27 protein-coding genes and 2 pseudogenes are annotated in these 26,315 nt (G+C 66.2%); 20 read left to right on the top strand and 9 right to left on the bottom strand.

Going from position 1 to position 26,315, the window contains the following annotated elements:
- Nucleotides 1–44: 44 nt before the first annotated feature.
- From ACZ3IC_RS18570 to ACZ3IC_RS18540, 7 genes are all read left to right on the top strand, one after another.
- Nucleotides 45–2,600 carry a Z1 domain-containing protein gene (locus ACZ3IC_RS18570; protein WP_467417454.1) on the top strand — a complete coding sequence of 852 codons (2,556 nt, stop codon included), beginning with the start codon at nt 45–47 and terminating at the stop codon, nt 2,598–2,600.
- Nucleotides 2,597–3,622, top strand: coding sequence for a PD-(D/E)XK motif protein (locus ACZ3IC_RS18565; RefSeq protein ID WP_467417452.1), 1,026 nt, complete (start codon nt 2,597–2,599; stop codon nt 3,620–3,622). The genes ACZ3IC_RS18570 and ACZ3IC_RS18565 overlap by 4 nt, the downstream gene beginning before the upstream one ends.
- Nucleotides 3,619–5,568: a hypothetical protein gene (locus tag ACZ3IC_RS18560; RefSeq protein WP_467417450.1), complete on the top strand. Its 1,950-nt coding sequence runs from the start codon at nt 3,619–3,621 to the stop codon at nt 5,566–5,568. Before ACZ3IC_RS18565 ends, ACZ3IC_RS18560 begins: the two co-directional genes overlap by 4 nt.
- 65 nt (nt 5,569–5,633) lie before the next feature.
- A complete protein-coding gene (locus ACZ3IC_RS18555; RefSeq protein WP_467417448.1) occupies nt 5,634–6,461 on the top strand; it encodes a hypothetical protein in 828 nt (275 codons plus the stop codon).
- A complete protein-coding gene (locus tag ACZ3IC_RS18550; RefSeq protein WP_467417447.1) occupies nt 6,458–8,302 on the top strand; it encodes a DUF6339 family protein in 1,845 nt (614 codons plus the stop codon). Before ACZ3IC_RS18555 ends, ACZ3IC_RS18550 begins: the two co-directional genes overlap by 4 nt.
- A gap of 9 nt (nt 8,303–8,311) precedes the next feature.
- Nucleotides 8,312–9,664, top strand: a complete 1,353-nt coding sequence (locus ACZ3IC_RS18545) for a DNA cytosine methyltransferase (protein ID WP_467417446.1) — start codon at nt 8,312–8,314, stop codon at nt 9,662–9,664.
- 495 nt (nt 9,665–10,159) lie between these two features.
- Nucleotides 10,160–10,429, top strand: a complete 270-nt coding sequence (locus ACZ3IC_RS18540) for a hypothetical protein (protein WP_467417445.1) — start codon at nt 10,160–10,162, stop codon at nt 10,427–10,429.
- A gap of 22 nt (nt 10,430–10,451) precedes the next feature.
- On the opposite strand, the gene ACZ3IC_RS18535 is transcribed toward ACZ3IC_RS18540, so the two are convergent.
- Nucleotides 10,452–11,093: an ATP-binding protein gene (locus ACZ3IC_RS18535; RefSeq protein WP_467417443.1), complete on the bottom strand. Its 642-nt coding sequence runs from the start codon at nt 11,091–11,093 to the stop codon at nt 10,452–10,454.
- Between the two features lie 214 nt (nt 11,094–11,307).
- On the opposite strand from ACZ3IC_RS18535, the gene ACZ3IC_RS18530 reads away from it, so the two are divergent.
- The 6 genes from ACZ3IC_RS18530 (at nt 11,308) to ACZ3IC_RS18505 (ending at nt 15,388) form a co-directional block, all read left to right on the top strand.
- Nucleotides 11,308–12,153: a helix-turn-helix domain-containing protein gene (locus ACZ3IC_RS18530; protein WP_467417441.1), complete on the top strand. Its 846-nt coding sequence runs from the start codon at nt 11,308–11,310 to the stop codon at nt 12,151–12,153.
- Complete coding sequence (locus ACZ3IC_RS18525; protein WP_467417439.1) at nt 12,153–12,374, top strand: DUF397 domain-containing protein; 222 nt, start codon at nt 12,153–12,155, stop codon at nt 12,372–12,374. The genes ACZ3IC_RS18530 and ACZ3IC_RS18525 overlap by 1 nt, the downstream gene beginning before the upstream one ends.
- Nucleotides 12,374–12,568 carry a DUF397 domain-containing protein gene (locus ACZ3IC_RS18520; protein WP_467417438.1) on the top strand — a complete coding sequence of 65 codons (195 nt, stop codon included), beginning with the start codon at nt 12,374–12,376 and terminating at the stop codon, nt 12,566–12,568. Before ACZ3IC_RS18525 ends, ACZ3IC_RS18520 begins: the two co-directional genes overlap by 1 nt.
- Nucleotides 12,569–12,732: 164 nt before the next feature.
- Nucleotides 12,733–13,218: a hypothetical protein gene (locus tag ACZ3IC_RS18515; RefSeq protein WP_467417436.1), complete on the top strand. Its 486-nt coding sequence runs from the start codon at nt 12,733–12,735 to the stop codon at nt 13,216–13,218.
- 329 nt (nt 13,219–13,547) lie between these two features.
- On the top strand, nt 13,548–13,916 hold the full coding sequence (locus tag ACZ3IC_RS18510; protein WP_467417434.1) for a hypothetical protein: 369 nt from the start codon (nt 13,548–13,550) through the stop codon (nt 13,914–13,916).
- Nucleotides 13,917–14,245: 329 nt separating this feature from the next.
- Nucleotides 14,246–15,388: a nuclear transport factor 2-like protein gene (locus tag ACZ3IC_RS18505; RefSeq protein WP_467417433.1), complete on the top strand. Its 1,143-nt coding sequence runs from the start codon at nt 14,246–14,248 to the stop codon at nt 15,386–15,388.
- Between the two features lie 128 nt (nt 15,389–15,516).
- Here the strand turns inward: ACZ3IC_RS18505 and ACZ3IC_RS18500 are convergent, their stop codons facing one another.
- On the bottom strand, nt 15,517–16,593 hold the full coding sequence (locus ACZ3IC_RS18500; protein WP_467417431.1) for a hypothetical protein: 1,077 nt from the start codon (nt 16,591–16,593) through the stop codon (nt 15,517–15,519).
- A 315-nt stretch (nt 16,594–16,908) separates the two neighbouring features.
- Entirely contained in the window at nt 16,909–17,661 is a 753-nt protein-coding gene (locus tag ACZ3IC_RS18495) for an LPXTG cell wall anchor domain-containing protein (protein WP_467417429.1), read from the bottom strand.
- Between the two features lie 177 nt (nt 17,662–17,838).
- Here ACZ3IC_RS18495 and ACZ3IC_RS18490 point away from each other — a divergent pair, with 177 nt between their 5' ends.
- Nucleotides 17,839–17,970, top strand: coding sequence for a hypothetical protein (locus ACZ3IC_RS18490; protein ID WP_467417428.1), 132 nt, complete (start codon nt 17,839–17,841; stop codon nt 17,968–17,970).
- A gap of 85 nt (nt 17,971–18,055) precedes the next feature.
- Here ACZ3IC_RS18490 and ACZ3IC_RS18485 read toward each other — a convergent pair whose 3' ends face one another.
- A complete protein-coding gene (locus tag ACZ3IC_RS18485) occupies nt 18,056–18,313 on the bottom strand; it encodes a hypothetical protein (RefSeq protein WP_467417427.1) in 258 nt (85 codons plus the stop codon).
- 79 nt (nt 18,314–18,392) lie between these two features.
- Here ACZ3IC_RS18485 and bla point away from each other — a divergent pair, with 79 nt between their 5' ends.
- Nucleotides 18,393–19,322 carry a class A beta-lactamase gene (gene bla, locus ACZ3IC_RS18480; RefSeq protein WP_467417425.1) on the top strand — a complete coding sequence of 310 codons (930 nt, stop codon included), beginning with the start codon at nt 18,393–18,395 and terminating at the stop codon, nt 19,320–19,322.
- A 15-nt stretch (nt 19,323–19,337) separates the two neighbouring features.
- Here the strand turns inward: bla and ACZ3IC_RS18475 are convergent.
- From ACZ3IC_RS18475 to ACZ3IC_RS18465, 3 genes and pseudogenes are all read right to left on the bottom strand, one after another.
- Nucleotides 19,338–19,457: pseudogene (locus ACZ3IC_RS18475) on the bottom strand (IS630 family transposase); the annotation flags it as partial.
- A gap of 80 nt (nt 19,458–19,537) precedes the next feature.
- Nucleotides 19,538–19,891 (bottom strand): antibiotic biosynthesis monooxygenase family protein, encoded by a 354-nt coding sequence (locus ACZ3IC_RS18470; RefSeq protein WP_467417582.1) that lies wholly within the window; start codon nt 19,889–19,891, stop codon nt 19,538–19,540.
- Nucleotides 19,892–20,426: 535 nt separating this feature from the next.
- Nucleotides 20,427–21,212 (bottom strand): hypothetical protein, encoded by a 786-nt coding sequence (locus ACZ3IC_RS18465; RefSeq protein ID WP_467417423.1) that lies wholly within the window; start codon nt 21,210–21,212, stop codon nt 20,427–20,429.
- An 82-nt stretch (nt 21,213–21,294) separates the two neighbouring features.
- Between ACZ3IC_RS18465 and ACZ3IC_RS18460 the strand changes: the two genes are divergently transcribed.
- On the top strand, nt 21,295–21,567 hold the full coding sequence (locus ACZ3IC_RS18460; protein ID WP_467417580.1) for an ATP-binding protein: 273 nt from the start codon (nt 21,295–21,297) through the stop codon (nt 21,565–21,567).
- A 191-nt stretch (nt 21,568–21,758) separates the two neighbouring features.
- Here ACZ3IC_RS18460 and ACZ3IC_RS18455 read toward each other — a convergent pair whose 3' ends face one another.
- Nucleotides 21,759–22,328, bottom strand: a complete 570-nt coding sequence (locus tag ACZ3IC_RS18455; protein ID WP_467417422.1) for an NUDIX hydrolase — start codon at nt 22,326–22,328, stop codon at nt 21,759–21,761.
- A gap of 346 nt (nt 22,329–22,674) precedes the next feature.
- On the opposite strand from ACZ3IC_RS18455, the gene ACZ3IC_RS18450 reads away from it, so the two are divergent.
- From ACZ3IC_RS18450 to ACZ3IC_RS18435, 4 genes are all read left to right on the top strand, one after another.
- On the top strand, nt 22,675–22,986 hold the full coding sequence (locus tag ACZ3IC_RS18450) for an ArsR/SmtB family transcription factor (protein ID WP_093900325.1): 312 nt from the start codon (nt 22,675–22,677) through the stop codon (nt 22,984–22,986).
- 83 nt (nt 22,987–23,069) lie between these two features.
- A complete protein-coding gene (locus ACZ3IC_RS18445) occupies nt 23,070–24,278 on the top strand; it encodes an MFS transporter (protein ID WP_467417421.1) in 1,209 nt (402 codons plus the stop codon).
- Between the two features lie 117 nt (nt 24,279–24,395).
- Nucleotides 24,396–24,668 carry a mycothiol transferase gene (locus ACZ3IC_RS18440; RefSeq protein WP_467417420.1) on the top strand — a complete coding sequence of 91 codons (273 nt, stop codon included), beginning with the start codon at nt 24,396–24,398 and terminating at the stop codon, nt 24,666–24,668.
- A gap of 252 nt (nt 24,669–24,920) precedes the next feature.
- On the top strand, nt 24,921–25,688 hold the full coding sequence (locus ACZ3IC_RS18435) for a hypothetical protein (RefSeq protein ID WP_467417418.1): 768 nt from the start codon (nt 24,921–24,923) through the stop codon (nt 25,686–25,688).
- Nucleotides 25,689–25,804: 116 nt separating this feature from the next.
- Here ACZ3IC_RS18435 and ACZ3IC_RS18430 read toward each other — a convergent pair.
- Nucleotides 25,805–26,298: pseudogene (locus tag ACZ3IC_RS18430) on the bottom strand (acyl-CoA dehydrogenase family protein); the annotation flags it as partial.
- Nucleotides 26,299–26,315: the final 17 nt, after the last annotated feature.

Genomic DNA, 26,315 nt, shown 5'->3' with positions numbered 1-26,315 from the left:
CGGGTTTGATTTCAGTGGACGAGAACGGGGAACGGTCGACTCTCATGACCGATGAATTCGATGCAATGTACGACACGTTCAAGGCTCTTTTGGATTCTTTCCCTCCCGTCGAGGCGGTCAAGCGACTCGAGCAGTTCGGCATCAGTCGTGACATCGTCGAGCGAATTCGAGAGAGGCACGAGCAGCAGGCCCTCCGCATCAAGGAGCTTGAAGAGCCACATGCGGTTGTTCGAGACAATCGCATCACCTGGTACACGGGCCCCCAGTCGAAGGACAAGTGCTGGCCGGCAATCGTCGAGCTACTCCGCAAGGACGGCTGGTCCGAGGAGCCTGCGATCAAGAGCCTTGACGACTCCTCCAGTCGCGTCGTGTCACTGCTGAACCACCCGAAGGAAAAGTCGTTCGCCACGCGGGGGCTCGTCGTCGGCTACGTACAGTCGGGCAAAACGACCAACTTTACGTCGGTCATGGCCAAGGCTGCCGACCGCGGCTACAAGCTGTTCATCGTTCTGGCCGGCGTCCATAACGGCCTCCGCCGTCAGACGCAGGCCCGCCTCGTCCAGCAACTCGTGGAGCCGAACCCCTCGCTGTGGTCGCAGCTGACCGGCCTCGACCACGATTTCACCCCGCATGAGAACCCGGCCTCGTACTTCGGCAAGAACAACAAGACCCATGTGCTGTGCGTCGTGAAGAAGAACGCAACAGTCCTCCGCAAATTGGCCAAGTGGCTCGACAAGGCATCGGACTACCTGGCCGACTGCCCGGCACTGATCATTGACGATGAGGCCGATCAGGCGACGGTGGCCACCAAGTCCATCAACCCGCTGATCCTCAACATCATGAGCAGCCTGCCGCGATCCGCATACGTCGGCTACACCGCCTCGCCGTTCGCAAACCTGCTGATCGACCCGAGCGCCGAGAATCTGTACCCCAAGGACTTCGTCGTCAACCTGCCGAAGCCAGAAGGTCACTTCGGCACTGAGGTCCTATTCGGACGCTATGCGCTCGACGGAGACGACCCGGAGGACGTCGACGACGGGTACGACATGATCAGGGCCGTTCCCGACGAGGACGTGTCGGCGGTACGCCCGGGGACACGGGCCGATATCGATGGTTTCGAGCCGGTCATCACCGACACCTTGCGTCGGTCTGTCGAGTACTTCTGGATGGTGACCGCTGCCCGACGAGTACGCGGTGTCGGCAATCCGCACAACACGATGCTGATCCACACGAGCGTCAATACAACAGTGCACAACAGCTTCAGAAGACCGCTGGAGTTTCTGCGTGACCGTGCCGCACGGTCCCTGGCGGACGCGAGGTTCCTGTCCCGTCTGCGAGACCTCTGGGATGAGGAGGCTGCGCGTGTCCTCGCTGAGGATTTCGGCGAGACCAAGGTGCCGTTCGACAAGCTCGCTCCCGAGCTGGCCGGAGTGCTCAACAGCTGCCGGATTATCATGGACAACTCCAGCAGCGAGGACCGCCTCGACTACGAGAACGGTCCGGTCGTGGCCATCGCCGTGGGCGGCAACACGCTCTCCCGAGGACTGACGCTGGAGGGCCTGTCCGTAAGTTACTTCGTCCGAGCAGTCTCGGCGTACGACACCTTGCTGCAGATGGGGCGTTGGTTCGGATTCCGCAACGGCTACGCCGACCTGCCGCGCATCTGGATGACTGACGAGCTGGCCGAGTGGTTCCGGCACCTGGCCACCGTCGAAACCGAGATGCGCCGTGACATCGACGTCTACCTGACCGAGGCCGAGAGTCCGCTCACGTTCGCGGTGCGCCTGCGAACGCACCCCGCCCTGCGTGTGACCGCAGCCGCCAAGATGCGCGACGCCGTCACGGCGGCCTCTTCCTACGGCGGCAAGCGGGTCCAGACCCACTTCTTCCACACCAACGCCGATTGGCTGCGCGGGAACATCGACGCCGCGAATGCTCTGGTTGCTGCCTCCGTCACGAACGCGAATCAAGTGGATGAGGGCCTGACAGCGGGCCGGTACGTGTTCCGCGATGTGCCGCACGACGTCGTGACCGATTTCCTGGCGACCTACCAGTTCCACGAGAAGTCCCAGGAGAACAACGCCGACCTGATCACCGGCTACATCCGGAAGCGAGTCGCAGCCGGTGCGCTGCGGCGGTGGAACGTCGCGATCGTCGGCACTCCCAGGGGAAAGGGAGACGACTTCAGTTTCACGCCCATCGTGACCGTTGGAAGGGTCAACCGTGCTCGCCTGGATCTGTCCAACCCTGTTCCGGACTTCGCTGACATCAAGACGCTGATGAGCCGTCGCGATGCCGCTGTTGACCTGGCGGGGGACACGGCGAAGCTGACGGAGAAGGAGATAATGCGCGAGCGTCAGAAGCAGTTGCCCGACACCGGTTTGCTGGTTCTGTACCCGATCGACAAGTTTTCCGAGCCGAACCCTTCGAAGAAGCTGCGTGCCCCCTTGAACGCTGAGGAGCATGTAATCGGCGTCGGTCTGGTCTTCCCCCCACCGAGGGATCGCGACAGCGAGGTGGAGGGCTACATCTCTGCCGACTTGACCAACGTCCGAATCGAGGAGGAGGACTTCAGCCTCCTCGATGACGAGGACGCATGAGCGACGAAACGCTCCGCAGAATCGTCGGGGAGAGCTGGACAGCGCTCGAGGTCGAGCAGACCACTGGGGAGCGCCGCCTGCGAGTCACTCCGTTGCCAGTCGATACCGAGCAGGGTCCGTTGGTGGCGGCAGTCGATCACCATGGATACCGTCATCTCCTGGTGCCGATACACGCTCACCGGAAGATTCGTCTCGGCCTCGACGGTCCCGTGCTGCAGCTGCGCAAGCGTGCGCTGGAAGACGAGGAGAGCTACCAGAACTACGCCGACCTCGGCTGTCTGCGCAACGACTTCAGAGACCTTTTCGCGGAACTCTGCGTGGACGTGCTGGACGCAACAAGGAAGATGTCCGAGAACCCGGTCAAGGCGCTCTACGCCGTCCTCGATCGATGGAAGGCACTCTTCCGCACGCAAGGAGCACCGCTGGGTCCCGAGCAGGTTGCGGGCCTCTTCGGCGAGCTGGTGGTCTTGAAACAACTTCTCGAGAAGGACCCGAGCGCACATCGCCTGTGGTGCGGTCCGAACGGGTACCGCCACGACTTCTGGGCCGGAATGACTGCTGTCGAAGTGAAGACAAGTACCTTGACGGAAGGGCGAAGACCGCGGATCCATGGGCTGGACCAGCTGGAAGCCCCTGAAGGGGGAGCGCTCTGGCTCACCTGGTTCCGGCTCCGGAGGACCACCGCAACCGATGTAGGCACCGGCTTCACGGAGTTGATCGGCCAGGTGCTCGGCCTGTGTGACGACGAGAGTGCGCTTATCGGCCTTCTTGCCAATGCCGGATATCGCCCGGCCGACATCGACCACTACCGGGATATCCGCTTCTCCGTCAGCGAGGAGCGTTGGTACCGAGTCGGCCCCGACTTCCCAGGTCTCACAGGGGAAGCCCTTGTCTCGGTCGGCGTCCCGGTATCGGTACTGGACGTCGAATACACAATCGACCTGTCCGGTGAATCCCCCGCTCCGTTGAAACTCGACCAGGTCCCCCAGCTGATCAACCGTTTGATCCAGGAGTCCGTGTGACGACACCCAAGTGGGTCTCCCAACCCTACCCGCCAGAGGGTGCGAGTGCCGCCGAAGGGATTCGCAACCAGCTCGGGCGTCCGGAGCTCGACCTGCTCACCATCCTGGTGCGCGAGTCTGCACAGAACAGTTGGGATGCTCGAATTCCGGAGTCATCCGCTCCCGTCGACTACCGCATCGACATGTGGACGGTCGGCCCGGCCCATGCCGGTGCGTGGCGTGAACTGCTGCTCAACGGTGCGCCCGCCGAGCGGGACAGCTTCCCACTGCACGAAGTCCTCAGACGCAGTTCCATCCGGGTCATGGTCGTGTCCGACCGTGGCACGCGCGGGCTCGGAGGCCCCACCCGTGCCGACGCTTTCGAGCCCGAGCGCGACTTCGTGTCCTTCATCCGCAACATTGGTGAACCTCGAGACAACGCCCTGGGAGGCGGGACCTACGGCTTCGGCAAGGGCATCTTCTACCTGCTGTCCAACGCCGGAACGATCCTTGTGCACTCACGTTGCCGCACCGCACACGGTGGCTACGAAACCAGGCTCATCGGCTGCACGCTCTGGAAGAGTTATGTCGCGAACGAGTCCGGCGGGAATCGCCGTCACACCGGGCGGCATTGGTGGGGTGACACGTCGGATGCCGTCGTCGAGCCGCTGACGGGCCAGGATGCGGAAGCCGTGGCTCGACGTCTCGGGCTCCGTCCCTTCGGGCCCGAGGAGACGGGGACGATGGTCGTCGTCATTGATCCGATTCTTGATGAGCTCACGCCGGTCGAGGCGGCCGGCTACCTGGCCGAGTCCATTGCCTGGCACCTCTGGCCCAAGATGATAAATACGGGCGGCAGACCCGCCGATATGCGCTTCTCAGTCACGTGCGACGGCGTCGATTTCCCGGTGCCGGATCCCCGCGAGACCCGTCCGCTCAACATGTTCGTCGCCGCCTACGAGAAGATGACCGGCCCCAACGGCGTTGAGCTGCATTGCATCCGCCCAAAGCGCTATCTCGGGCGCCTCGGGCTGGAGAAGCGGATCACGCCTCCGTTGGAGCCGAGCCGGGCCTCGCGCATGGTCGACATCGAGGACATTGTTCATCACGTCTGCCTGATGCGCCCTGCCGAGCTCGTCGTCACCTACCGACCCGGGCCGAAGCCGCCCAGCGTGAACCAGGGGTACGCCGGGGTCTTCCGGGCCGACGAGTCCATGGACGAGACCTACGCCAGGGCCGAGCCACCCACGCACGACGCCTGGAACCCGCAGTCCCTCGAAAGGCCTGAAAGCACCTTCGTGCAAACGACCTTCCGACGCATTGGCGAGGCGCTGGAGAATCTACTCTCGCTCGGCGGTGTCGCACGCCCTGGAGCAAGCAGCGTCGCGCTGGGTGCGGCCAGTTCATTCTTCTCCGGGTTGGTGGGCGGAGCCTGGGGCATAGGTGGGGCCACTGCGTACTCCAAGCCGGGCAGCACCGCCACACGGCGCAAGTCGAAGGTGGACGACGAGGAAGAGAGCACTGCGCCTCTGGGCACGGGCCGTCACTCCCCGAAGGCGGCATCACTCGGTGCGGAGGACACAAGGACCGGCGGGCCCGGCGAAAGCGGGCGGGCCACGGTGCCGCGGAGGCGCCCGCGGGTCCAGTACGTCGGTGACCCGTACTACGAAGATCGCGAGGACACGTCCTTCCTCGTCCAGGAGTTCCGCCTCCCTGCGCCCGGGCCACAGCGGGTCCGGGTGGATCTGGCAGTTACCCTGCCCGGTACCGGCGGGCGTGAGATGGACCCGCCCATCGGCGCCAGCATGCCTGAGCTGGTCGGCTGGGAGGACAGCGACGGACAGGTGCACGGCTCCGACGCGTTCGAGATCGAGGGCGGCGAGTCCCTCTGGCGTGTGCTCGTGCTCCCGGCCCCGGACACGGTGACGGAGATCGGTATCAAGGTGGAGGCGGTGAAGTCGTCGTGACCCGCCGAGTTCTTCCATACCGCACTCCGTCAGACGACGTTGTCGCCGCCGAGAGCTGGCTCCTGGTGACCGAGGACGGCGAGATTGCCATGCCGGAGGCGCTGCCGGACTGGGACTACCAGATGGACCTGCGCCTGCGCAGGACCGTCCGCATCGACCTGGATCGGGCACGAGCGCAGTCGGGGCTCCCAGCCGACGCGGCGCTGATGCTCGCAACCGTGTGGACCGCCACCGGATCCAGTCTCAGCGGCCCGGGCCAACATCTACGCCTGCCCCAGGCAGGCATCGTCCCGGCGGAGATCGATGTCGAGCTTCGCGGCGCTGATCTGGGCGGTCTGCTCCTCCTCGATACCGCTCTCGTCCTGGCCGAGCGGCGCGCCGACGCCCGCCCCTCCTCTCCCCGCAGAGCCGGCTCCATTCTGTGGAGCGATCGAGAGGCGCTGCGTCTCCAGGGTGATGCGCCACAGTTCCCCATGGCCGTGATCGATTTCGCCCGCACGTCTTTCCCCGACTCCGCGGCCTGGCACCTGCAAATCAGCGGCGGCCTGGAGAGTGCCACCATGGGTGCCCTCCTCCTGCTCGTCAACGAACGAAACACGGTCACTGCCACCGCCTTCGAGAACGCAGGAAAGCCTCGGCCGATCGACCGGGTGGTGCTCTCTGCGGTGTACGCGGACGCCGCCCGGATCATGGTCGAGCATGCGCTCGGCCACGAGGACTTCACCGAGGACTCCGACTACCCCGAAGACTCACTGGGCGCGACGTTGCTGAGTCTGTTCGACCAGCTCTTTCCCGACCAGCCGATCACTGACATTCGCCTGCGCCAACGCCAGTCGCCGTCCTTGTTCGCCTCGGATCTGCAGGCGGCAGTCAAGATCTTCGAGGTGTCGTGATCAGCTTCCTCTACCCGCGTTTGCTCGCCGAACAGGCCGCACCCCTCTTCGCCGAGTACCGAGAGCTACCGATCCCCGAGTTGACCAGACGCGTGGCCTTCACCCACGAGTCAGCGGTGTATGTGGCCACCGGCGGCGACCGTGTCTCCGCCGACCGGCTGCGGGAACTGCGCGATGGTGTTGTCGACCTTGCCAAGCAAGCAGGCTTCCCGGACGGTTCCGACCGCACGCGCAATGCCGAATTCGACCTCGCTCTCGCCGCGCTCCTGCACGCCGAGATGGGTATGGTGCCCGCTGAGGCCGCCGCGCGCGATGTCTGGGCATTTCTTGCCTTGATCGTCCTTCCCGACATCGCCTTCTGGCGCTACCCCCAGCCGCCGAGGGACCGCGTTCTCGGTACGGATCTCACTCGACACGTCTTCGGCCGGCTCTGGTGGCGGGCCCAGCTCGTACGCTCCTCCGACGCCCCAGAACCGTACGGTGCTCTGAAGATTCTCGGCGAATCCGCCTTCGACCAGATCTACGCGCGCCGAGCCGCGCTCGGTGGCAGTCCGCATATGGTCGGAGCCATCCTGCGGGTCTGGGCAGGCCTCGACCTGCAGGGCCTGAACGAACGCGAAACTCTCCGCGACTTCCTCAAGCGACTGCTCAGACTCGCCCCGTTCGTTCTCTTCGACGGCGTCGCCGGAGCGGCGCTGGACGACGAGCTGCACGCTGTCGCCCAGGAGTCCATCGACGCGCAACAACTCGCGACCCTGCAGATCGCCGGCAACAGGGCAAGAGGCACCACACAGGGAACGGCCTTCGAGGGAAGGGGGAGCCAAGCGGCACCGGAGGGAGCGGCATCGGTGTCTCGGACGACCTCGACCCGGGCGGTGTCAGTGCCTGACCGTCGGCTCCGCTCCGTCGAGATCTGCGCCGGGTGCGGTGCACAGGCGCTCGGACTCGAGCGTGCCGGTTTCGAGCCTGTGCTTCTTATCGACAGCAAGGCCGACGCCTGCTTCACCATCGAGGCGAACCGTCCCGAGTGGGACGTCGTCTGCATGGACCTCGCCCACTTCCGGGTATTCGAGCGCCAGGACGTCATCGGAGTCGACCTTCTGAGCGGTGGCCTCCCACGCGTCAAGTCGATGGCCACCGTCGGCCGCGACAAGGACACCGACGAGCGCAGAGTGCTCCGCGCGACAATTGACTTGGCCCGCATCATCAGGCCCAAGGCCGTGCTGTTGGAGAACGTCCCCGACCTCGTCGGAAGCCCGGACTTCGAGGCAGACCGTTCATGGGTGACAGAGGCTCTCGTACAAGCGGGATACGAGTGCCATTGGGCAGTCCTGAACGCAGCCGACTTCGGAGTTCCGCAGAACCGTCGCAGCGGCTTCCTGGTCGCGCTGCAGGACCCGTACCACTCCCGATTCTCCTGGCCCCAGCCTGCCGGCAGGACACCGCCGACCGTGGGCCAGGTGCTCGGACCCACCATGGCTGCAAATGACTGGCCAGGGGCGGAACGCTGGACCAAGGTAGCCGACCGCATTGCGCCCGCCCTCGTCGGAGGCTCCGACCGGCGCGGTGGAGCCGACCTCGGTCCGACCGGCAGCAAGAAAGCGTGGGAGGCACTCGGCGTGAACGGCAGCAGCCTCGGCAACGAGCCACCTGGCCCGGATTTCCCCGTGGACGGCCTGCCCAAGCTGACCGTCGAACAGGCTGCCCTGATCCAGTCGATTCCCGAGGACTGGCGCTTCGTCGGCGGCAAAACGTCCAGGTACCGGCAGATCGGTCACGCCATGCCGCCCCCGCTGGCAAGTGCCGTCGGCCGGGCAATAGCAGCCGCTCTGCAAAGCTAAGATCGCCCCATGCGTACGTCCCGCCCCCGCGACCCCGAGCCCGTCACCGTCCTTGATCTTTTTTCCGGCTGCGGGGGCTTCACACAGGGCTTTCACGAGTTCCGTCCGGCCACAGCGCCGGACGGAGGTCCGGTCTTCCACAGCATCGCGGCCGTCGAACACGACACGGCTGCTGCTGCCACGTACGCCGCGAACTTCGGAAGCGTCCGGCGGGACGAGAACGTTCCACCGGCACGTATCCATCTCGAGAACATCGAGGACTGGAAGCCGACGTCGGACGAGCTGAGTGCAGACGTCGTTGTCGGGGGTCCTCCCTGCCAGGGTTTCTCTGCGCTGAACCGGGTCAAGAAGGGCACCGAGCGCAATCGCCTGTGGGAGGAATACGTCCGAGTTGTCGAGGAAATCAGACCCAAGGTCTTTGTCATCGAGAACGTCGACCGATTCCTGAAATCGGACGAATTTCGCAATCTACTCAAAGAGGTGGGCGAGGGTGGGCGGCTGGCCGAATACCGACTCGTCGACCCGCCGGGCCACGAACCGACGGACACAGAGGAACGCAGGATCAAGCGGTACCTCCTCAACGCCGCTGACTACGGCGCGGTCCAGGCCCGTCGCCGCGCCATCGTCATCGGCGTCCGCAAAGACATCGACAGCGGCCGGACAATGACGTACCCCACGGCAACTCACGTCCGACGCCCACGACGCGGCAAGGGCGGCTCGGCGCAGGCGCTCGACGGCACCGACGTGGGCCTGCCGTACTGGCGCACCGTGGACAGCGTGTTCGAGGAGTCCTCCGAATTGGGGCTCCGGGGCACCGAACTTCCGGACTCCAAGAAAGACGTCGCCGACGTGAACGCTCGCGTCCTCGGAATCTTCACCACTCATGACCTGCACTTCGGGCGCAATCCGGAGCCGCTGTCGATCGCCCGCTACAAAGCCATCCCTCCGGGTGGAAACCGTAAAGATCTGCGGAAAAAGTGGTTCACCGTGGACGAGAACGGCCGTATCAGGATTTTCGGCGAGCCGAACCCTCAGGGCGTGAAGACGACGGTGGCCTACCTGTCGACCGAGAGCTGGGACAACCACAACTCCGGCACCGGTGATGTGATGGGTCGGCTCCGCCTGGGCGAGCCCTCTGTCACCATCCGGACCGAGTTCTTCAAGCCGGAAAAGGGCCGCTATCTCCACCCGACGGACGCCCGCCCCATCACCCACTACGAGGCCGCCCGCATTCAGGGCTTCCCTCACGACTTCCGTTGGTGCGGCTCGAAGACCGACATCGCCCGCCAGATCGGCAACGCTGTGCCCATCCCTCTCGGCACAGCGATAGCCTCCTCGATCCACGCGTTCCTGCGCGGCTGACCGGAGCGAATCCCACCTCGACCCCCTGGGTCGGCTACAAGGCTCGGACCGGATCCGGCTTCAGGGATCCCGACGTGGCGGAAATAAGCGAAACGACACTCACCAAGCCCCTCCGGACAACCTGCACATCAACGAAACAGCGGCCCCCCCCTGCCGACGGTTCTGTTGTCCGCCGGCTCATAGCAGTACTACGGCCGCCTCCAACGCCCACCCGGCTCGCGCCCACTTCCCGGGATTCGCCCCCACGCCCAGAAGAGACACTGCGAATGCTGCGACGTCGGGTACCCGCCTGCTGACGACCCGGCCGATGCGGAGCGGCCGGCTTCCCACACCGTTCAGAAGTCACCGGTGAGGCGAACGCAGCGCCTTCGCCGTAAGGTCCATCGGCGCGAACTTGCAGGGCTGCAAAAACAGATGAGGGTGCAGGTCCCCCGAGCGGAGGGGGACCGGCACCCTTCAAAAGCCGCCGAGCTCACATGGGCGGAGACCGGGGTAGTGGCTCGCTACCTCGCTGACGGCCGGAAGCGCGACGCGAACCTCGTGCTCTGGCGGGCAGGGGCGTCGTACTCTGCGGACGAAATCCTCAAGGCCGTGAACTCATGCCGCTCGGCCGGCCTGCGGGACGCCGCGGAAACCATACTGATCAACGCGGCTGAACGTACGGACAAACAGGCTGTCCTGAACATCACGGCAGCCTGCAACTACGCCGGCCGGCAAGAAGATGTCGACTTCATACTGGCCGCCGCGATCCGGGCTTCCGGCTGACTTTTGCCGTCGGAAACCAATGTCAAGCCGCCTCGGCAGTCACCTCCGCCTCGACTTCAAAGTGCATCTGCGCTCGGTCCAACAGGCCGTCCGGATCGCCGCCTTGGGCCGTGACCCAGTGGAGGAGATCCGCGATGAGGTCGGTGGCGGATTCCTCAAGGATCTGAGCCGTGCGAGTCTGCAGCAGCGGCGGCGCTCCGACACCTCGCCGGTAGTTCGTCAAGGCCGCCTCGGCGCGCCGCACCCGGCGACATCGCATATCCGGGTCGGCTGACAGCTCACACCAGACAGCTTTCCCCGTCGCAGTCAGCAACGTTCCCCAGTCAGCAGCCATGCCGGCGAGCAGATGCAGGCCCCGCCCGCACTCGTCGTCGCAGGCCACCGTTTTGAGGACCGGCACGTGGTAACTCTTGTCATGGAGTTCGATCCGCAGCCGGTCCCCTGCTGCCTCCAGGACCAGGGTGGCAGCGACACCTCTACCCACATGCTTGATCACGTTGGCTGCCAGTTCGCTCACTGCCAGCTCAGCTTCTTCGACGAAAGCCGGCAGGCGCCACTCCGCAAGCTGCCCCCTGACGGCTCTTCGCAGGTCCCGAACCGCTGCGGGCTCGGCCTCGAACGGCAGAACGCTGCGAAGTTGCGAACGGTTGTCGTGTCCGGACATGCACTCTCCTTCCGGCGCCACATCAGCCCTGCACCTGCCGTATCCAAACGACTGCGCTGAGTGGCCAGGTTTGCGAGTATGGCAGCAAGAAGTCTCTTCATGAAACTTCTCACGAGAATCGATCGGGTGAATCCAGGCCCCGGCAACGGGCGTCAGACATAGCCTCGTTGGCGCCGGAAAGCCTCAGCGCACACGGAACGGAAGGCCACTCTCTATGTCCGTCAAGACCACAACACGACGTCGACAGCTCGGCGCGATGATGCGCAAGTTGCGCGCGCGGAAGGGCATGACACTGGAGGAAGCCGGACGGCTCGTCGGGATCTCAAAGGCCACGGTCAGCCGCTACGAGACCCAGGAAGGGCCGGTGAAATGGCCCATCGCGGACGCCCTCTGTCGGCAGTACGACGCGACCGACGCGGAGCGGAATGCCGTGGTCGCCCTGGCGAAGGACGCAAAACAGCAGGGTTGGTGGGGGCCGTACACCGACTCCATCCCCGCTGACATGAATCTCCTGCTGACGCTCGAAGACGAGGCAGTACGCGAAGACCACTTCTCCGGCACTTACGTACCCGGCCTTCTACAGACACGGAACTACAGCACAGCAATCCAATGCGCCAGCGAGATGCGTCTGGCACCCGAGGAGATCCAGCGTCTCGTCGATATCCGCTTGAAGCGCCAGGAGATCCTGAGCCGACCGAAGCCACCCCACTTGTGGGCAATCCTCGACGAGTCGGTGATCCGGCGCGTCGTCGGATCCCCCGAGAGCATGCGCGATCAGTTGAGTCACCTGCTGGAAGCCAACAACTCACAACACATCACCTTGCAGGTCCTGCCGTTCTCCAAGGGCGCCCACGGCGCGGCCTTGGGAAGTTTCGTGATCCTCGGCGGGGTCGAGGCGAGCCTGGACGTCGTGTACGTCGACCTTCACGTCGGCCCGCTCTTCATGGAGAAGGACGAAGAACTCGACCGATACAGACTTGCGTTCGACTACCTGCGTGCACAAGCGTTGGACATGGCCGCGTCGTCGGCCTTGATCGAGCGCGTTCGCAAGGAGATGTAATGCTTTCGGTTCCTCACTCCCCCGAGTCTCTCTGCTGGTTCAAGTCGTCATACAGCGGAGCGAACACGACTGAGTGCGTTGAGGCCGCCCACCTCTCGCAGGGCACTGCGGTCCGCGACTCGAAGAAACCCGACGGTCCGATGCTGGCATTCGGCAACGCATCGTGGGCAGGGTTCCTCGCCGCCGTAAGGCACCAGCAGCTCGGCAAGGATGTGTGGTGATGACAGATCGGCCTTTCGTGGGCCTGCAGTGGCGAAAGAGCAGCTACAGCGGTGGTAGCGGCACCGAGTGCGTCGAGGTCGCTGACCTGCACTCGGCTGTCGGTGTGCGGGACTCCAAGCGGCCACGCGGGCCACACATAGCCGTACGCCACAGCGCGTGGTCGGGGTTCGTCGCCTTCCTGCGCGCCCAGTAGGTCGAGGTCCCTCCATATGCCCCGGCGTGCGTAGCCCACCACCCCGCAATCCGTGTCTCGCCCCCTTGCTGGAAGATGGTGATCGTCTGCCCATGTTGGGCGGCAACAGGGGGTGCGGGATGGACATGTGCGGTCGTCGTGGGGTCTTGGCAGGGATGGCCTCGGTGGTGTTCGCCCTCTCGGTGTCCGGGTGTGTGCCGGGGCAGTACGCGGAAGTGCCGGGCGTTACCGGGGTCTCATCGGCGGAGATCGTCGGGACCTGGCGGTGTATCGATGGCACCGCGGTCACCATGCGGAAGGACGGAACCGCCGTCGTGAAGCTTCTCGACGGGCAGGAGTGGGACTTCGACGATCAGTGGCGGATGTCCGGCACCGGAACATGGGAACTGACCGACCGGAACATCGGTTGGGGTAATGGTCAGCACGTGTCCCTCAGCGTCACTCAACGCACCTCGTCGGCATGGCGTGAAGACGAGGACGCAGAGGACGGGGCGATCGGCACCACTGACATCAGGGAGCCGGCACCGGACACATACACCTGGACCCTGGAGTTGGAGCGCGGCAACAAGGGACTGGCGCTGTATTTCTTCTTCAGCGACCCCGACAGCCGCAGCACCTACTACCTGGAGAAGGAGCGCCAGGTGCACTGACCCGTGAGGTTGGGGACGGTGACAGGGCTCACGGCTGAACAAAATTGAAATGGGTGAGGGCCTTCTGGCCTGGTGTGGATTGCGACATATACGACCAGCGACGGAAGGGCCCTCGTGCCCCACCGCAATGCACCCCTGACCGAGACCGGACGGCTGCGTCTGGCCCGCTGCGTGGTCGAGGACGGCCGGCCGCTGCGGCGGGCCGGGCGTGTTGCCGCCCTCGTACGGAGCGCTGCACCAAGGGGCAGGTCTTGCCGACTGGTCAGGGCGTGCTTCAGAAGCCCCGCCCGGGGACGTCCGGCATCACGGCCAGCCAATACTGTCGCGGCATGGAAACACCGATACTGCAGGCGACTGAGGCGAACGGGGCCTCCTGGGACGACCCGTCCGCGGAACAGCTGCACGACTTGCTTGCCGACATGAGTCTCGGCTGCCGGTTCGTCGTTGTCAGCCGACTCGATCTGGAACCTGCTGACCAGCACTACATGCAGGTCTACCTCAACGATGACCTGAGCTACCAGTTGGAGTACAGGGAAGGGGGCCCCGAGCAACACTTTCAGGCTTGGGCGCCGCGGGGTCACGAACTCTTCGGCTTGGAGCCTGTGGCCAAGGTCCTTCAAGACTGGGCCTTCGGGCGACCTGGCTGGCGTGAAGCCCTTCCCTGGCGCCCGTGGCCGGGCCCGGAACAGTTGCGCTGAAAGTGCGATGCAACTCCCCCACAGCCGCCCTGAAAATCCGGTGGTACCGCAGCCTCAGCCCTCGCCGAGTCGGACGTCTGCGGCCTGGATCCTCGCAATCCGTTCGCGCCATGGGATGCGTTCGGGCTCCGGGGCGGGGGTGCCGTAGAAGGTCGCGTGTGCTGTGGACCGGCGGCACGGGGCGCATTCCGTCTCGCCGGCCAGGGGGCGGAAGACGGGCGTAACCCGAAAGGACCGTCGGCCCCGCATTACATGGGAGGTAATCGCCACGCTGCACGTCTGCGGGCAGAGTGCTCACACCAGGCACGGAGCAGCAAAGGTGCCGGGCAGTGCCCCTCCCGCATCCATGCGAGGGGGATGAGGAGAGGAGTGTCAGCATGAGGTCAAACCAGCGAGGACGATATGCGAATGCGCCGGCACTGGGACGGACCGGACTGCTCGCGATGGCGATCGGGATTGGACTGTCTTTCGGCACGTTGACCGCCGGCTCGACCTGGTCGGCCAGCGCTGCCTCGGCGAGGACCACCGCGGGGTCGCCTGGGACCGATTGTCCGGAAGTCCGCGCAAAGGTCGAGAGACTGGAGGGCCGGATCACGCCGAACGCGTGCGCGTTCATGAAGCGGCAGATCACCTTCGGGGAGACGCCGACCGGGATGCCGCCCCAGCCGGGAGAGATCGCTCACCCGAGGGTCCAGGCATATCTGGATATATTTGATGAGGATGCGACACTCTGGGAGGCGGGCGGCCTGCCGCAGCACGGGCACACCACAATCGGTAACTCGATCACCGGATCGCTCGGGCTCTTCCCCGACTTGCGGTACAGGGGCACCAACGTGGTGGCTGACGGCGCAGTGATGATGTTCGGCCAGTGGAACGAGGTCACACTCAAGGGACACAAGGTGGCCTATCCTCAGATCGCCCGAAACGTACTCTCTGACGACGGCAAGACGATTCAGGCCCGGCGCTACTACGACCGTTACGAGTTGTTGAAGCCGATCGCCCCCGAACTGCGGCCCCTCTTCGAGGGAGTTACCGACTCGGGGCCCGTAACTGGCACAACTGGCGGTTCAAGCGCGCAGTTCCGATCCGACCAGATCACAGCTCGGCTTGCAGCATGGAACGCCGGGGACGTCACGGCACTGACCGACCGGTTGGGCAGCACCCGGCTGCAGGCGCCGGGGCTCTCTCGACCGCTGACCACGGCCGCGGGCAAGACCGACTATCTCAAGCGGCTCTTCGCGCACGCCGATGTGCAGTTGAAGGCGGGCCAGGTCGCCTTCGGGGAACGTACGACCTACGTGGAGTGGCATGGCAAGGTGACCAGTGCCAAGGGGGCGGACGTCCCGTTCGGAATCGTCGAGCGGTTCGGCCCCCGGGGGGAGTGGGAGCTCTACTTCGACACGTTGCCCCTGATCGCCGATAAGGGGGAGATCGCTGCCCTCTTCCAGAGGCTGGCCCAGCCCGCGCCCTGAAGCTTCGGATAGTCCGTTGCCTCATTTCGGCCGTCAAGCAAGTGACGCCGTAGACGAGTCCGAGTTCACCGGTGCCGAAGTGTGATGCCCCGCCCGGGGTTCCTTCGGCCCGGTACCCACACCCAGGATCAGGCTGCCGGTGTTGCGTTGATCCTCGCGATCCGTTCGCGCCACGGGATGCGTTCGGGCTCCGGGGCGGGGGTACCGTAGAAGGTCGCGTGTGCTGTGGACCGGCGGCACGGGGCACATTCCGTCTCGTCGGCCAGGGGGCGGAAGACGTGTTTCTCGCCCGGGCCCTTGCATTCGAGCAGTTCGCGGACGGTCGGGGGATCGTAGGGCTGGAGTGGGGTCTGGGGCTCGGGGAGTTTCTGGATGAGGCGGTAACGGAGGAAGCCGACTGCTGAGCGCACGCCGTCCTGCGGGCGTTCGGCGAGTAAGGCCTGGCGCAGGTCGGACTCGCTCAGGCCTCGCTCCAGCCACTTGACCGCCTCCACGGCCAGTGCGCGGGCCTCCCGTACGCCCAGGTGCAGTTCGCGGCGGGAGTGGCGCAGGGAGAGCAGGACCCTTTCCGCTCGGGCCAGTTGGAGGGTGTCGGCCGACCTCGCCGTCGGCTCCAAGCCTGGGTCTGGGTCCGGGTCTGGGTTCGGGTCCTGGTTCGGGTCCTGGTTCGGGTCCTGGTTCGGGTCCTGGTTCGGGTCCTGGTTCGGGTCCTGGTTCGGGTCTGGGTCCGGGTTCGTCGTTGGCGCGGCTTCGGAGGGTGGGTGGGGAGTGGTCTTATCACTGTGGTCTTCTACCGGTTCATAGCCACCGGTCGGCCGGGCAGTCGGTTCGCCGACCGTCGGGAACTGCGTACTCGGCGGCGGGGCGGCTGCGGGTAAAGTTCCGCGCACATGTCCCGCCTGCTCACTCGTCAGAGGGTTGTTCGCGACCAGTTGCTCGGTGACCCAACGGCCGCCGACGCCCTGGCTTCGCCACTCGTACACGTACCCGTGCTCGACCAGCTGTTGCTTCGCCTTCTGGTACGCGCGGCCCTTGATGCCCAGCTTCTGGGCAAGCTCACTCAGGGGCCTGTCCGTGGAGTCGTCGGGAAGGCCCTGGACGTACAGGATCAGGATCTTCGCGTCACTGCTCAGACGCGGATGGCGGACGACATCGTGCGATGCCTTCGTATAGCGCGCGGACGGCGCGATAGCATGACGCAGCATTTCCGGTGGCCTCTGGTTCCACTGGTGATGAAGGCCCTCGGTTGGTGTTTGGCGCACCGCCGGGGGCCGCCCTATGTGCGCGTGAACACACAGAGCGTGATGGCTTCGTCACCGTACCGCACTGTTTCCATCCCCCGCCACGCGAACGGGACTTCACACGCCCTTCCCCGGAGAGGGCGCCGCAGCGGGGGTCTTGGAGTATCACCGAGTGCCATGGAGCTCCCGGCAGTTGGCCTGCGCGCGCGGCCGGCTTGGACCGCGTATGACTGTGCCCCCGTGCTCGTAGTACGAAGCACGGGGGCACCGGTGTGTGCGTCAGTGCTGCTGCTGCGCCTTGTGGCGACGGAACAGCAGGAAGCCGCCGGCCGCGACGAGCACGGCGGCCGCTGCGGACAGCAGGCCGACGGGCGCGCCGTTACCGGTCTCGGCGAGGTTCCCGCCGGTCTGCGTGGAGGGTGACGACGAGGGGGAGGAGGCCGAGGGCGTCGGTGCGATGCCTCCGGGGGCGGACGACGTGGGCGCCGCGGTCGGCTGCGCCGGGCTGGACGGGGTGGCGGGCTTCGACGGGGTGGCAGGCTTCGACGGCTTGCCGTCGCCGGGCTTGCCGGGCTCGCTGGGCTTACCGGGCTTGTCGGGCTTGCCACCGCCCGGCTGGCCCTCGCCGTCGCAGTCGACCCAGAAGGTCTTGTGCTTGGCCCGGCCGTGCTCGCCGTCGAAGTTCCAGAACAGCTTGTAGTGGCCGTCGGGCAGGGACTGGTCCTCCGTACGGCGGTGCCCCTCGGCGTCGAGCGTCAGCGAACCGGATTTCACGGTTTCGCCCTTGACCTCGGCGGTCGGGGGCCAGGCTTCGATGTGCCAGTCGACCTTCTGGTCGGCGTCGAAACCAAAGGCATCGAGATAGAAGGTGCACACGTGGGGCTCGTTCTTACGGAGCTCCTCGCCGGTCGCGGCGTCGTGGATCTTCACGGTGCCGTTGTCGCCGGGGGCGGTGGCGTATGCCGTAGGGGTGAGCAGCAGGGTCGCGGCGACGGCGGCCGTGAGCGTGCCTGCGGAAACGAGTGGGCGCATGGGCAATCCAACGGTGAAGGAGAAAAAGGGGGCTGCCGTGGGGGGCTGCTGTGGGGGGCTGCCGTGGGGGGTTCCACTCAGCCTCCTGCGACCGCGTGCGCCCGTCAATGCACCTCTGACCACTTGTGTCACACGGCGCACCGCTTGCCCCATTAGTCCCGCATAACGATTGAGGGCATGGGCTTCGAGCGTGTTCCCATGACCGTGGCGCGGGCAGCCCACGCGAACGGGACTTCTCGCCATCAGGCGAGCCAGTCGACCGAGCCGGTCCGCCTGAACGTCCCGGTCGAGTTCCCCGACGGCTGGTAGGCCAACCGGGCGGTGATGGGGAACCTGACGGCTCATCGGGCGTAGACCCGTTGAGCCGTCAGGAGTGGTGGTAGCGTCCGTCCGTTCAGGCCATCCGCAACTGGTCGCGAAGCGTCCGGGCGACCTGTGCCATCAGTGCTTCCGTCTCGGGCTGCAGCACGGCCGGTACGCGGGATTCGGTGAGGGCGGCGACGGCGAACGTCTGCTGGGCGGGTTGGAGGCCGACCCCGTCCCGTAACCGGATCACCCGGTCGCGCACGTGCGGCACGTCGTCCTCCGGCTGGATCCAGATGCGGCGTCGGCGTGCGTTACGTCCGGCCCGGCCGGCGCGCAGTTTTTCCACGTATATCGTCTGCCCTGCCGGCTCGGCGCTGCCGAGCCCGCTTGCCGTAGTCGTAACTCGCCCCGGTGGAGGGAAGACCATGACGTCACGACAGCCGGCCATCACGCGCCGCACTCTTCTAGGGGTGGCGGCACTCCTGCCGTTGGCCGGATGCGCGGAGGGCAAGAGGACAGCGACGCGACCGTCAGCGGGCGCGCCCTCATCCCCCTCCGCCACGGCGCGTACTCGCCACGCTCAACTGGCCGCACTGGAAAGGAAGTTCGAAGCCCGCTTAGGGGTGTACGCCCTCGCCACCGGCACCGGGGCCACCATCACCCACCGGGCAGACGAACGGTTCGCGTTCTGCTCGACGTTCAAGGGGCTGGCGGCAGCGGCGGTCCTGCACCGCAATCCGCTGTCGCACCTGGATACGGTCATCAGGTACACCGAAGGCGACCTGATGAAGAGCTCGGCCATCACCAAGCGGCATGTGGCCACCGGAATGACGATCCGACAGCTGTGTGATGCCGCGGTCCGCTACAGCGACGGAACGGCCGGCAATCTCCTGCTCCGCGATCTCGGCGGGCCGGCCCGGTTCACGGCGTACGTGCGCAGCCTCGGCGACACGGTCACCAGGATGGACCGGATCGAGCCGACGATCGCGCAAGCCACCCCGGGAGATCCCCGCGACACCACCTCGCCCCGGGCATTCGGTACCAACTACCAGAAGATCCTGTTGGGGGACGCCCTGCCGACGGACAAGCGCGCCTTCCTCCGCCGCCTGCTGGAACGCAACGCCACCGCTGCCGGCGTGCAACGTATCCGGGCCGGCGTACCGCGGGGGTGGAACGTGGCGGACAAAACCGGGACCGGTGACTACGGCACCCTCAACGACATAGCTGTGGTGTGGCCCCCGAATGCCGCGCCACTCGTCATCGCGATCATGTCCAGCAAGGCCACCAAGGACGCCGAGTACGACCAGGCCCTCCTCGCCGAGGCTGCCGCGTACGTGGTGTCCACTCTCACCTAGTGCCGCATAGTGCCGCATCAGGCAATTCTGGGCCCGCCGCCAGGTCACCACCGAGCCGGTGCCCCTGCGGATGATCCGCAGCAGGCGCTTGCCCTCGTCGTCATCGATCTCGCGGACGCGTACTCGTTCTGCCACCCGGACACCTGGCGGGACGGCGCTTCGCCGGACCAGGAGGTGACTTCGGTTGGTCAGCCTGCTGTCGGGCTCTGCAGGACCTACGCTCGCATGAACCCGTGGCTCCGCTCCACTTTCGCCACATGCAGCGTATAGCTCTGGTACCACTCGGCTTGCCCACGCTTTTGCGCCGCGTGGTGCTCGGCGTTGCACCGCCACTCCGTGAGGGCATCGGCGTCGCGGAAGTACCCGACGGTGATGCCCAGCCCGCCGGGAGTCTGCGCGTGGTCCATCCCCAGGAACCCAGGGACGTCCTTCACCAGGTCTTCCATGCGTGCGTTGGTCTCGCCGTAGCCGCTCTGATCCTGGGTTCGCACCGTAGTGAAGACAGCCACGTAGTAGGGGGGTTCATAGGCCTCGACGGGCGCGACAGGCGCTTCCGAGTGATCGCTCATGGCGTCACCGTAAGGCGGGATGCGCCCAACGATCCAGCGTCTTTCCTGAACGGGATACATGAGGGATCGGACTCTTGACCGAAGCCGTCTGAGCTCTCGCGCTTGCCCTTGGGAAATGTGCTGGGCCTTCGCCGCTTCTTCCAGGGACGGGTAAGGGTTCGCCTTTGGCTCCCGGTTGAAGCCGCCCACCGCGCCGTCCAGGAGGTTCGAGTCCTGGGTCAGGGAGGCGAGGGCGAGCTTGCACCCTTCGTCGGCGTCGTTCACCGCCTTCACCGGGCGCACGCGCGTGGGTGCCTGCGCGGACTGCTGGCGCCGCTGGAGAAGAAGAACGGCTGGACGATCACCGAGTACGCGGGCGCGCCCAAGCCCAAGCGCGTGCAGCGGTTCGTAAACCTGAGCCGTGGGACGCGTACCGGCTGCGGGACGTGCTGGTCGGGTCGGTCGACATTCCGCCGTCGACACCAAGCCGACGCCCGGCGCCACCACTTCCGCCGACGCATGCTCCTCCAGATGATTCAGATCCAGCCCTGCAGTACTAGGGCATGTGGTACTTGCCGCTGCTGTCCTGCAACCATGTCCCGCGTGCGGGGTCGATGTTGATGAGGGTCCCGTGCAGCTTGCACGCCGCCTCGACCGGAGCGAGGAACTTGCTTTCGAAGTCCGTCTGGGTGACCGTCCCCGCCTTGATGGCGGCCGTCATGTAATTGAAGGCGTTCTCGAGCTCGGCGGAGCGGGGCGTGGTGTTGCCCTTGGCGTCCTTGTTCAGGTCGAGGCCGTCTCCCGGGTCGTCGGTCCTGTCCTCGGGCCGGGGGCCGACTCGGAAGTTGGCCGGCATGTTCTTCAGTGCCTTGTCGACATCGGACGTGCCGAACGCCTTGGGGGCGAGTGGCGCCAGCGTGGTGCTGATCTGCTGCTCCTGAGCGGGGGTCAGCACGGCGAGGAACGGCTGGAAGAGCGACTTGGGAATGATGTGGTGCAGCGTATCGACCAGTGGACCGCTGGAGTGCGCCGTCTTCACCGCGGCCAGCTCGCTGCTCGTCGACCCGAGCTTCCAGTCCTTCTTCTTGGCGCGCTGCACGACACCGACACCGACGGCCCCGTCGTAGTCGACCGGGCCGCACCCGGGGCCGTGTCCGTGGCGGCTTCTCTTGATCACGGCTGCGACCGCGGCGTTCCCGACGCTGCGCTGCAGGGCGAGCAGCGCCCCCTCCGGCGGCGCTCCGGCGCTCACTGCCGCCACTCCGCCCCGCTCGCCGCTCCGCCGTGACCGCGCTGCCTGAGCGTGAGCGAGCTCCGCCTCCAGCATGGACTGTGCGCGCATACGTCCCTCCTCCTGGCCGGTCTCCATGCTCACGACAGCGGGCCGCCTCTGAGAAGTACCCCCGGGGCAGACCCGGGGCAGCATCACTACGCGCTCGGGGCAGAGCTGTCGGCGTACGGGCTGTGGTGCAGTCGACGACGCCGTGGTGGACCGTCTCTTCGAGCCCTTCTACCGGGCGCGTTCCCGGGTCGGCAGCGATCGCTCGGGCCACGGTCTGGGCCTGGCAATCGTCCGCTCGATCGCCACCTCCCACCGCGGTACGGTCACCGCGACCGCGAATCCCACCGGCGGGCTCACCCTACGGGTCGAGCTTCCGAAGTCGCACAGCTACGGGGAAGGCCCCGGCGGACCGTAGCTCTCGGCGACAAGCAGGGCCCTTCGCCCCCAGGAAGAGCTGCACCTGTCCAAGGGCCCCATCGGTGCAGGCGACGCTGTCGGCCGCCTGCGGGCCCCTTCGACCGCATGCGAGCGCAAGCCCGAGACGCGTACATGGCGTTCCTGCACACATCATTGGTGGTCTGGCTCCAGTTGTGCCTCGGATCAACGCTACAGCGACGAATCGTCAGGTCCGATCGGCTGCCCTTCCCGCAGGCAGACGACGGTCCCGGTTGTGGCAGCGGTGTGCAGTGCTTCCAGAGTGCGCATATGCGCGGCGAGTGGCGTGTTGGTCAGTTCGTCCAGCCCCAGAAAGGCGTGCCGATCGTGCTCGGGGCTCAATCGGATCGCGGGGTTGTCTGCGACGGTGCCTCCGTACCAAAAGAAGTCGAGCACCGGTCCGGTGCCGCCGACATCGACGCGGTGGTCGTAGCCGATCAGCCGCGGGGCGGGGCTCATCGTGACTCCCGTCTCCTCGTGCATCTCTCGCCGCGCTGCGGTCAACGGGTCTTCGCCGTGGTCGAGCATCCCGCCCGGCAACCACCAGGTGCCGCCGCTCGGATCGCTTTCGGCGTAGCGCAGCACGAGCATCCGGCCCTGCTGGTCGAGGAGCACGACGCAGGAAGCGATGAGTGCCTGAGGCTGGGTCTTGACCCATTCCTGGCGGGGCATCCAGGGCCTGGCAGGCTCGCCCGGGGTGTCGGGGGTTTCTGTCGTGCGGGTGGGATTCTGATGTGTCACGGGGTGTGGGCCTCTTCCTGGTCGGGTCGGCTCTGGAGTGTGAGCGCGAGAGATTCCGGGCCGGCGCTGCTGCGCTCGCTGGAGGCGAACGACTCAAGTCGCTACACGGTTTCGGCTTCGAGATGGGCGACTGCGCCGATCGCGAGTGCCTGGAGGCCGATGAGCGCTCGTGTGCGCGCGTCTTCCGGGAGATCTTCGATGGCCCGAATGGTGGGCGGGGCGCGTAGGACGGCCGTCGCGTCAAAACATCGCCCGAAGGGAGCGGGGGAAGCCGCCCGGTTTGACTTGCCACTACATATCGCGAAAGCTGGATACGTTCTGAAGAGGTGGACCGAGAGGCAGACCGATGGATCCCCTGGCTGTACACAAGGCGCTCGCCAATCCCGCGCGCCTGCAGTTCATGCAGTGGCTGAAGGACCCGGCGAAGCATTTCGACGAGGACTCCTACCGGCAGCAGGGGCTCGGCTTCCACATCGGCGTGTGCGTCGGCGACATCCAGAAGCGTGCCGGGCTGGCGCAGTCGGTGGTGTCCGGCTACCTGCAGACCTTGAAGGACGCGGGGCTGCTCACCTCGGAACGCATCGGCAAGTGGACGTACTACCGACGCAACGAAACAGTGATCGCCGAGTTCGCCGCGCACGTCCGCGACGAGCTGTAGCCCACCCCGACTCCGCCGGAGCCCTTCACGGGGCTTCCCGCCATCCGATGCATCTACTTTTCTAGATTTGATGAAAGGTCGCAATGAGAAAGACCTCCCTCACCGTCCTGGTACTCGCCCTGGGCGTGTTCGGGATCATCACCACCGAGATGGGCATGGTCGGCGTGCTCCCCCAGGTCTCGGCCGAGCTCGGTGTCACACCGTCCGCCGCGGGGTGGCTCGTCGGGGTCTTTGCCCTGGTCATCGCCGTGTCCGGGCCGTTCACCACACTGCTCGCCTCCGGCATCGACCGCAAGAAGGTGCTCGCCGCCGCAATCGCGGTGTTCGCCGTCTCCAATGCCGTCTACGCGCTCACCACGCAGTACGAGGTGATGCTGGCCTTCCGCGTCGTTCCCGCCCTCTTCCATCCGGTGTTCTTCGCGGTCGCGCTCGCGACCGCCGCACGGCTGGTGCCCGCCGGGGACGCGACCCGGGCCACGACGACCGTGTTCGGCGGTGTCACCGTCGGCTTCGCCTTCGGTGTGCCGCTGAGCTCGTACCTCGCCGAGCATGTGTCCCTGGCATCGGCGTTCTGGTTCGGCGCACTCGTCAACCTGATCGCCTTTCTCGGCATCCTGCGGTTCGTACCGTCGATGCCTGTCGGACAACGGGTTTCCTACGGTGCCCAGTTGAGCGTTCTCAAGCAGTCCCGGATGTGGCTGACCATCACGTCGGTCGTCCTCGTCTTCGCGGCGATGTTCTCGGTCTACGGCTACTTCGCCGAGTACCTCGGCCAGGTCACGCACATGGACGGCACCTGGGTCAGCGCCATGCTGATGGCGTTCGGCATCGTGATGATCCTCGGGAACTTCGCCTTCGGCACCCTGTTGCGGCGCAACCTGATTCGTACGGTGGTCGCCTACCCGGTCCTGTGTCTGCTCGTCTACGTGCTCCTGTACGCCGTCGGCCCGATGTTCACGCCGATGGTCCTGGCCGTACTGCTCTGGGGGGCCGTGCACTCGGGCGGGCTCATCGTGAGCCAGAGCTGGCTGGGGAGGGACGCCGTCGACGCGCCCGAGTTCGGCAACAGCCTCTTCATCTCGTTCTCGAACCTCGGCATCACCGTCGGAACCGCGGTCGGGGGCTGGGTCCTGGCCGAGCACGGCGCCCGTCAACTCGCCTGGGCAGGAGCTGGGTTCGCGGTCGCCGCACTGATTGCCATGGCTCTGCGCCTGGGACTGGACCGCGTCGGCGCGCGACAGACGCCGCCCACCGGCCAGGAGGTGCGGACACTCGGGAACGTTCGGAGCTGAGACGACCGGAGCCGGTCATCGGGACTCCCCCTGACCCCCTCATCGGAACGGGCGCCGACGAGCCGTCCTTTGACCACCGGCAGACGTCCTTGGAGGGCGGCATGGATCTCCTCGCCCTTGCCGCCTTCCGCCCGACCCGGCTCCAGCTGTATTCGTACGGTCCGGCAGGCGCCCGACCTCGGCAGCCTCGTGAATCTCCCGCAGTACCCCTGGTCGCCGCCGGAACCGATCACCTGGACCGTCCGCCACGTGCTGTTGCATGTCTTCCGGGAGATCGCGCACCACAGTGGGCACGCGGACATCATCCGCGAGGCGCTGGACGGTGCCGGCACCACGGCTCGCATGGTTGAGGCCGCCTCGCGCGGTGGCGATGTGGCCGGTGACAGCTGACAGCAGGTGACCGGGGCAGAAGGGCTGGGGAGGGCTGGAGGGGGCCGGCTCCGGTGATGCGTGTGCGGCCAAATGAGTGCCGATCAGTCCGTCTCCGGGACGTGCGGCAGGGAGTTTCAGGAGACTGGCAGTCAGTACTGGGGGTGGCTCTGGACGGTTCACGCCAAAGGTCGATTTCCGGCCACAACACAACGCCCCGTACGCTGCAACACATCGGTCGCCATCAGTCGGCCGGAAGAGAAGGGCGACAACATGACCTCCGAGACCAACACACTCGGCACCATCGATGCCACAACTGCCTTGCTGGAGGCGGAACTTCCGCGTCTTGAGCAGCACCAGCAAACCCTGGAAAAGGAGCTCGCGACCGTCACCGAGCGCCTGGAGTCGGTGCGGACCGCACTGACGGCCCTGCGTTCGCTGTCCACTTCCCCTGTTGCCTCGAACACACAGGCGCAGGAGGTCAAGGCAGAGGACGTCAAGGCAGAAGCCGGGGACGTCAAGGCGGAGACCGAGAGCGTTGCCGCTCCCAGGATTCCGCAGCAGGCTCAGGACTCCATCGACGCCACCGTCCCGGCGGAGGTCCCGCATGAGCCGGCAGCGGCCGCCCCCGCGCGCCGCGCCGCCCGGAAGGCCTCTGCGCCCAAGGGCCGCAAGCAGGCTCCCGCCAAGCCGAAGAGCGAGCGCGGGCAGGCCAAGAAGGCGGTCGCCACCAAGTCCGCCAAGCCCGCGAAGGCCACCGTGTCCGCCAAGGACGCCAAGCCCGCAAAGGCCAGGGCGTCGAAGAAGGCAGCGCCTGCCGCACCTGCCGTCGACGACAGCGGCAGCCTCACCGAGATGGCCATGAAGGTGCTGTCCACGTTCGGCGACACCCCTGTCCGTGCCCGCGAGGTCACGAAGGCACTGGGGCGTGAGCTCACCCCCAACAGCATCAACACCGTACGCAGCACCCTCGACCGGCTCGTCGCCACTTCCCGGGCGCACCGTGCCGGCCGAGGCCTGTACCAGGCGCCCGCCAACTGAAGTCTCCCGCAAGGGAATTCGGCCAAACGCCCCCGTCACGGCCCGATGGTCGTAGCGGGGGCGAAGGCGCTCCTTGCGGCGCGGGCAGACGCGTACGACCGTGACCTGGGTTCCCGGGGCGCACCGGCCGGTGCGCTGCGCAGGCGCGTACGTGCACGCTGGTGCCAGATGCGTTCGATGTCCGCCAACAGGTCCTGAAGGAAGAACGGATCGTCGAGGTCGCGAGTCTCGGGCGGCACGTCATGGGGCTCCTTCGGAGTGAAGTGTCCAAGAAGCATTTCGCCGGCGGCCTTGACCCAGATGACGAGGTTGTCACCTTCCGCTGTGATGGTTCCCTCGTTGGCCGCCAGCTGGCCCGCGATTCCATTGGCCAGAAAAAGCCCCTGCGCACCGCAGCGTTCGCGGCACTCGGTCATGACGGCTCGGGCCCGCCAGGTGATCCAGCCCTTGGCTATGGCTGCGAACCGCTCACCGTTCTCCCGCTCCGGCTCCGTTGCCTGCGCCCACTGCCGTACCGCGGCGCGGCGCGGTGCAGGAGAGTCGCGGCGTAGTTGGTGGCGATGGCGTCGATGAGCGGTTCGTGGTGGCTGCGGTGAGCGAACAGCGGAACGCTGCTCAGGTCAGGGA

It is taken from the genome of Streptomyces sp. NPDC002958 (genome assembly GCF_055563255.1).
Note: the sequence above shows the minus strand (reverse complement) of the source record. Positions and strands in the feature narration are given on the sequence as shown.

What these genes read in the sequence shown, in the direction of transcription:
- ACZ3IC_RS18570 (WP_467417454.1), top strand. Translation starts at nt 45, where the DNA reads ATGACCGATGAATTCGATGCAATGTACGACACGTTCAAGGCTCTTTTG.
- ACZ3IC_RS18565 (WP_467417452.1), top strand. Translation starts at nt 2,597, where the DNA reads ATGAGCGACGAAACGCTCCGCAGAATCGTCGGGGAGAGCTGGACAGCG.
- ACZ3IC_RS18545 (WP_467417446.1), top strand. Translation starts at nt 8,312, where the DNA reads ATGCGTACGTCCCGCCCCCGCGACCCCGAGCCCGTCACCGTCCTTGAT.
- ACZ3IC_RS18535 (WP_467417443.1), bottom strand. Translation starts at nt 11,093, where the DNA reads ATGTCCGGACACGACAACCGTTCGCAACTTCGCAGCGTTCTGCCGTTC.
- ACZ3IC_RS18530 (WP_467417441.1), top strand. Translation starts at nt 11,308, where the DNA reads ATGTCCGTCAAGACCACAACACGACGTCGACAGCTCGGCGCGATGATG.
- ACZ3IC_RS18525 (WP_467417439.1), top strand. Translation starts at nt 12,153, where the DNA reads ATGCTTTCGGTTCCTCACTCCCCCGAGTCTCTCTGCTGGTTCAAGTCG.
- ACZ3IC_RS18520 (WP_467417438.1), top strand. Translation starts at nt 12,374, where the DNA reads ATGACAGATCGGCCTTTCGTGGGCCTGCAGTGGCGAAAGAGCAGCTAC.
- ACZ3IC_RS18510 (WP_467417434.1), top strand. Translation starts at nt 13,548, where the DNA reads ATGGAAACACCGATACTGCAGGCGACTGAGGCGAACGGGGCCTCCTGG.
- ACZ3IC_RS18500 (WP_467417431.1), bottom strand. Translation starts at nt 16,593, where the DNA reads ATGCTGCGTCATGCTATCGCGCCGTCCGCGCGCTATACGAAGGCATCG.
- ACZ3IC_RS18495 (WP_467417429.1), bottom strand. Translation starts at nt 17,661, where the DNA reads ATGCGCCCACTCGTTTCCGCAGGCACGCTCACGGCCGCCGTCGCCGCG.
- ACZ3IC_RS18490 (WP_467417428.1), top strand. Translation starts at nt 17,839, where the DNA reads ATGGGCTTCGAGCGTGTTCCCATGACCGTGGCGCGGGCAGCCCACGCG.
- bla (WP_467417425.1), top strand. Translation starts at nt 18,393, where the DNA reads ATGACGTCACGACAGCCGGCCATCACGCGCCGCACTCTTCTAGGGGTG.
- ACZ3IC_RS18470 (WP_467417582.1), bottom strand. Translation starts at nt 19,891, where the DNA reads ATGAGCGATCACTCGGAAGCGCCTGTCGCGCCCGTCGAGGCCTATGAA.
- ACZ3IC_RS18465 (WP_467417423.1), bottom strand. Translation starts at nt 21,212, where the DNA reads ATGCGCGCACAGTCCATGCTGGAGGCGGAGCTCGCTCACGCTCAGGCA.
- ACZ3IC_RS18450 (WP_093900325.1), top strand. Translation starts at nt 22,675, where the DNA reads ATGGATCCCCTGGCTGTACACAAGGCGCTCGCCAATCCCGCGCGCCTG.
- ACZ3IC_RS18445 (WP_467417421.1), top strand. Translation starts at nt 23,070, where the DNA reads ATGAGAAAGACCTCCCTCACCGTCCTGGTACTCGCCCTGGGCGTGTTC.
- ACZ3IC_RS18435 (WP_467417418.1), top strand. Translation starts at nt 24,921, where the DNA reads ATGACCTCCGAGACCAACACACTCGGCACCATCGATGCCACAACTGCC.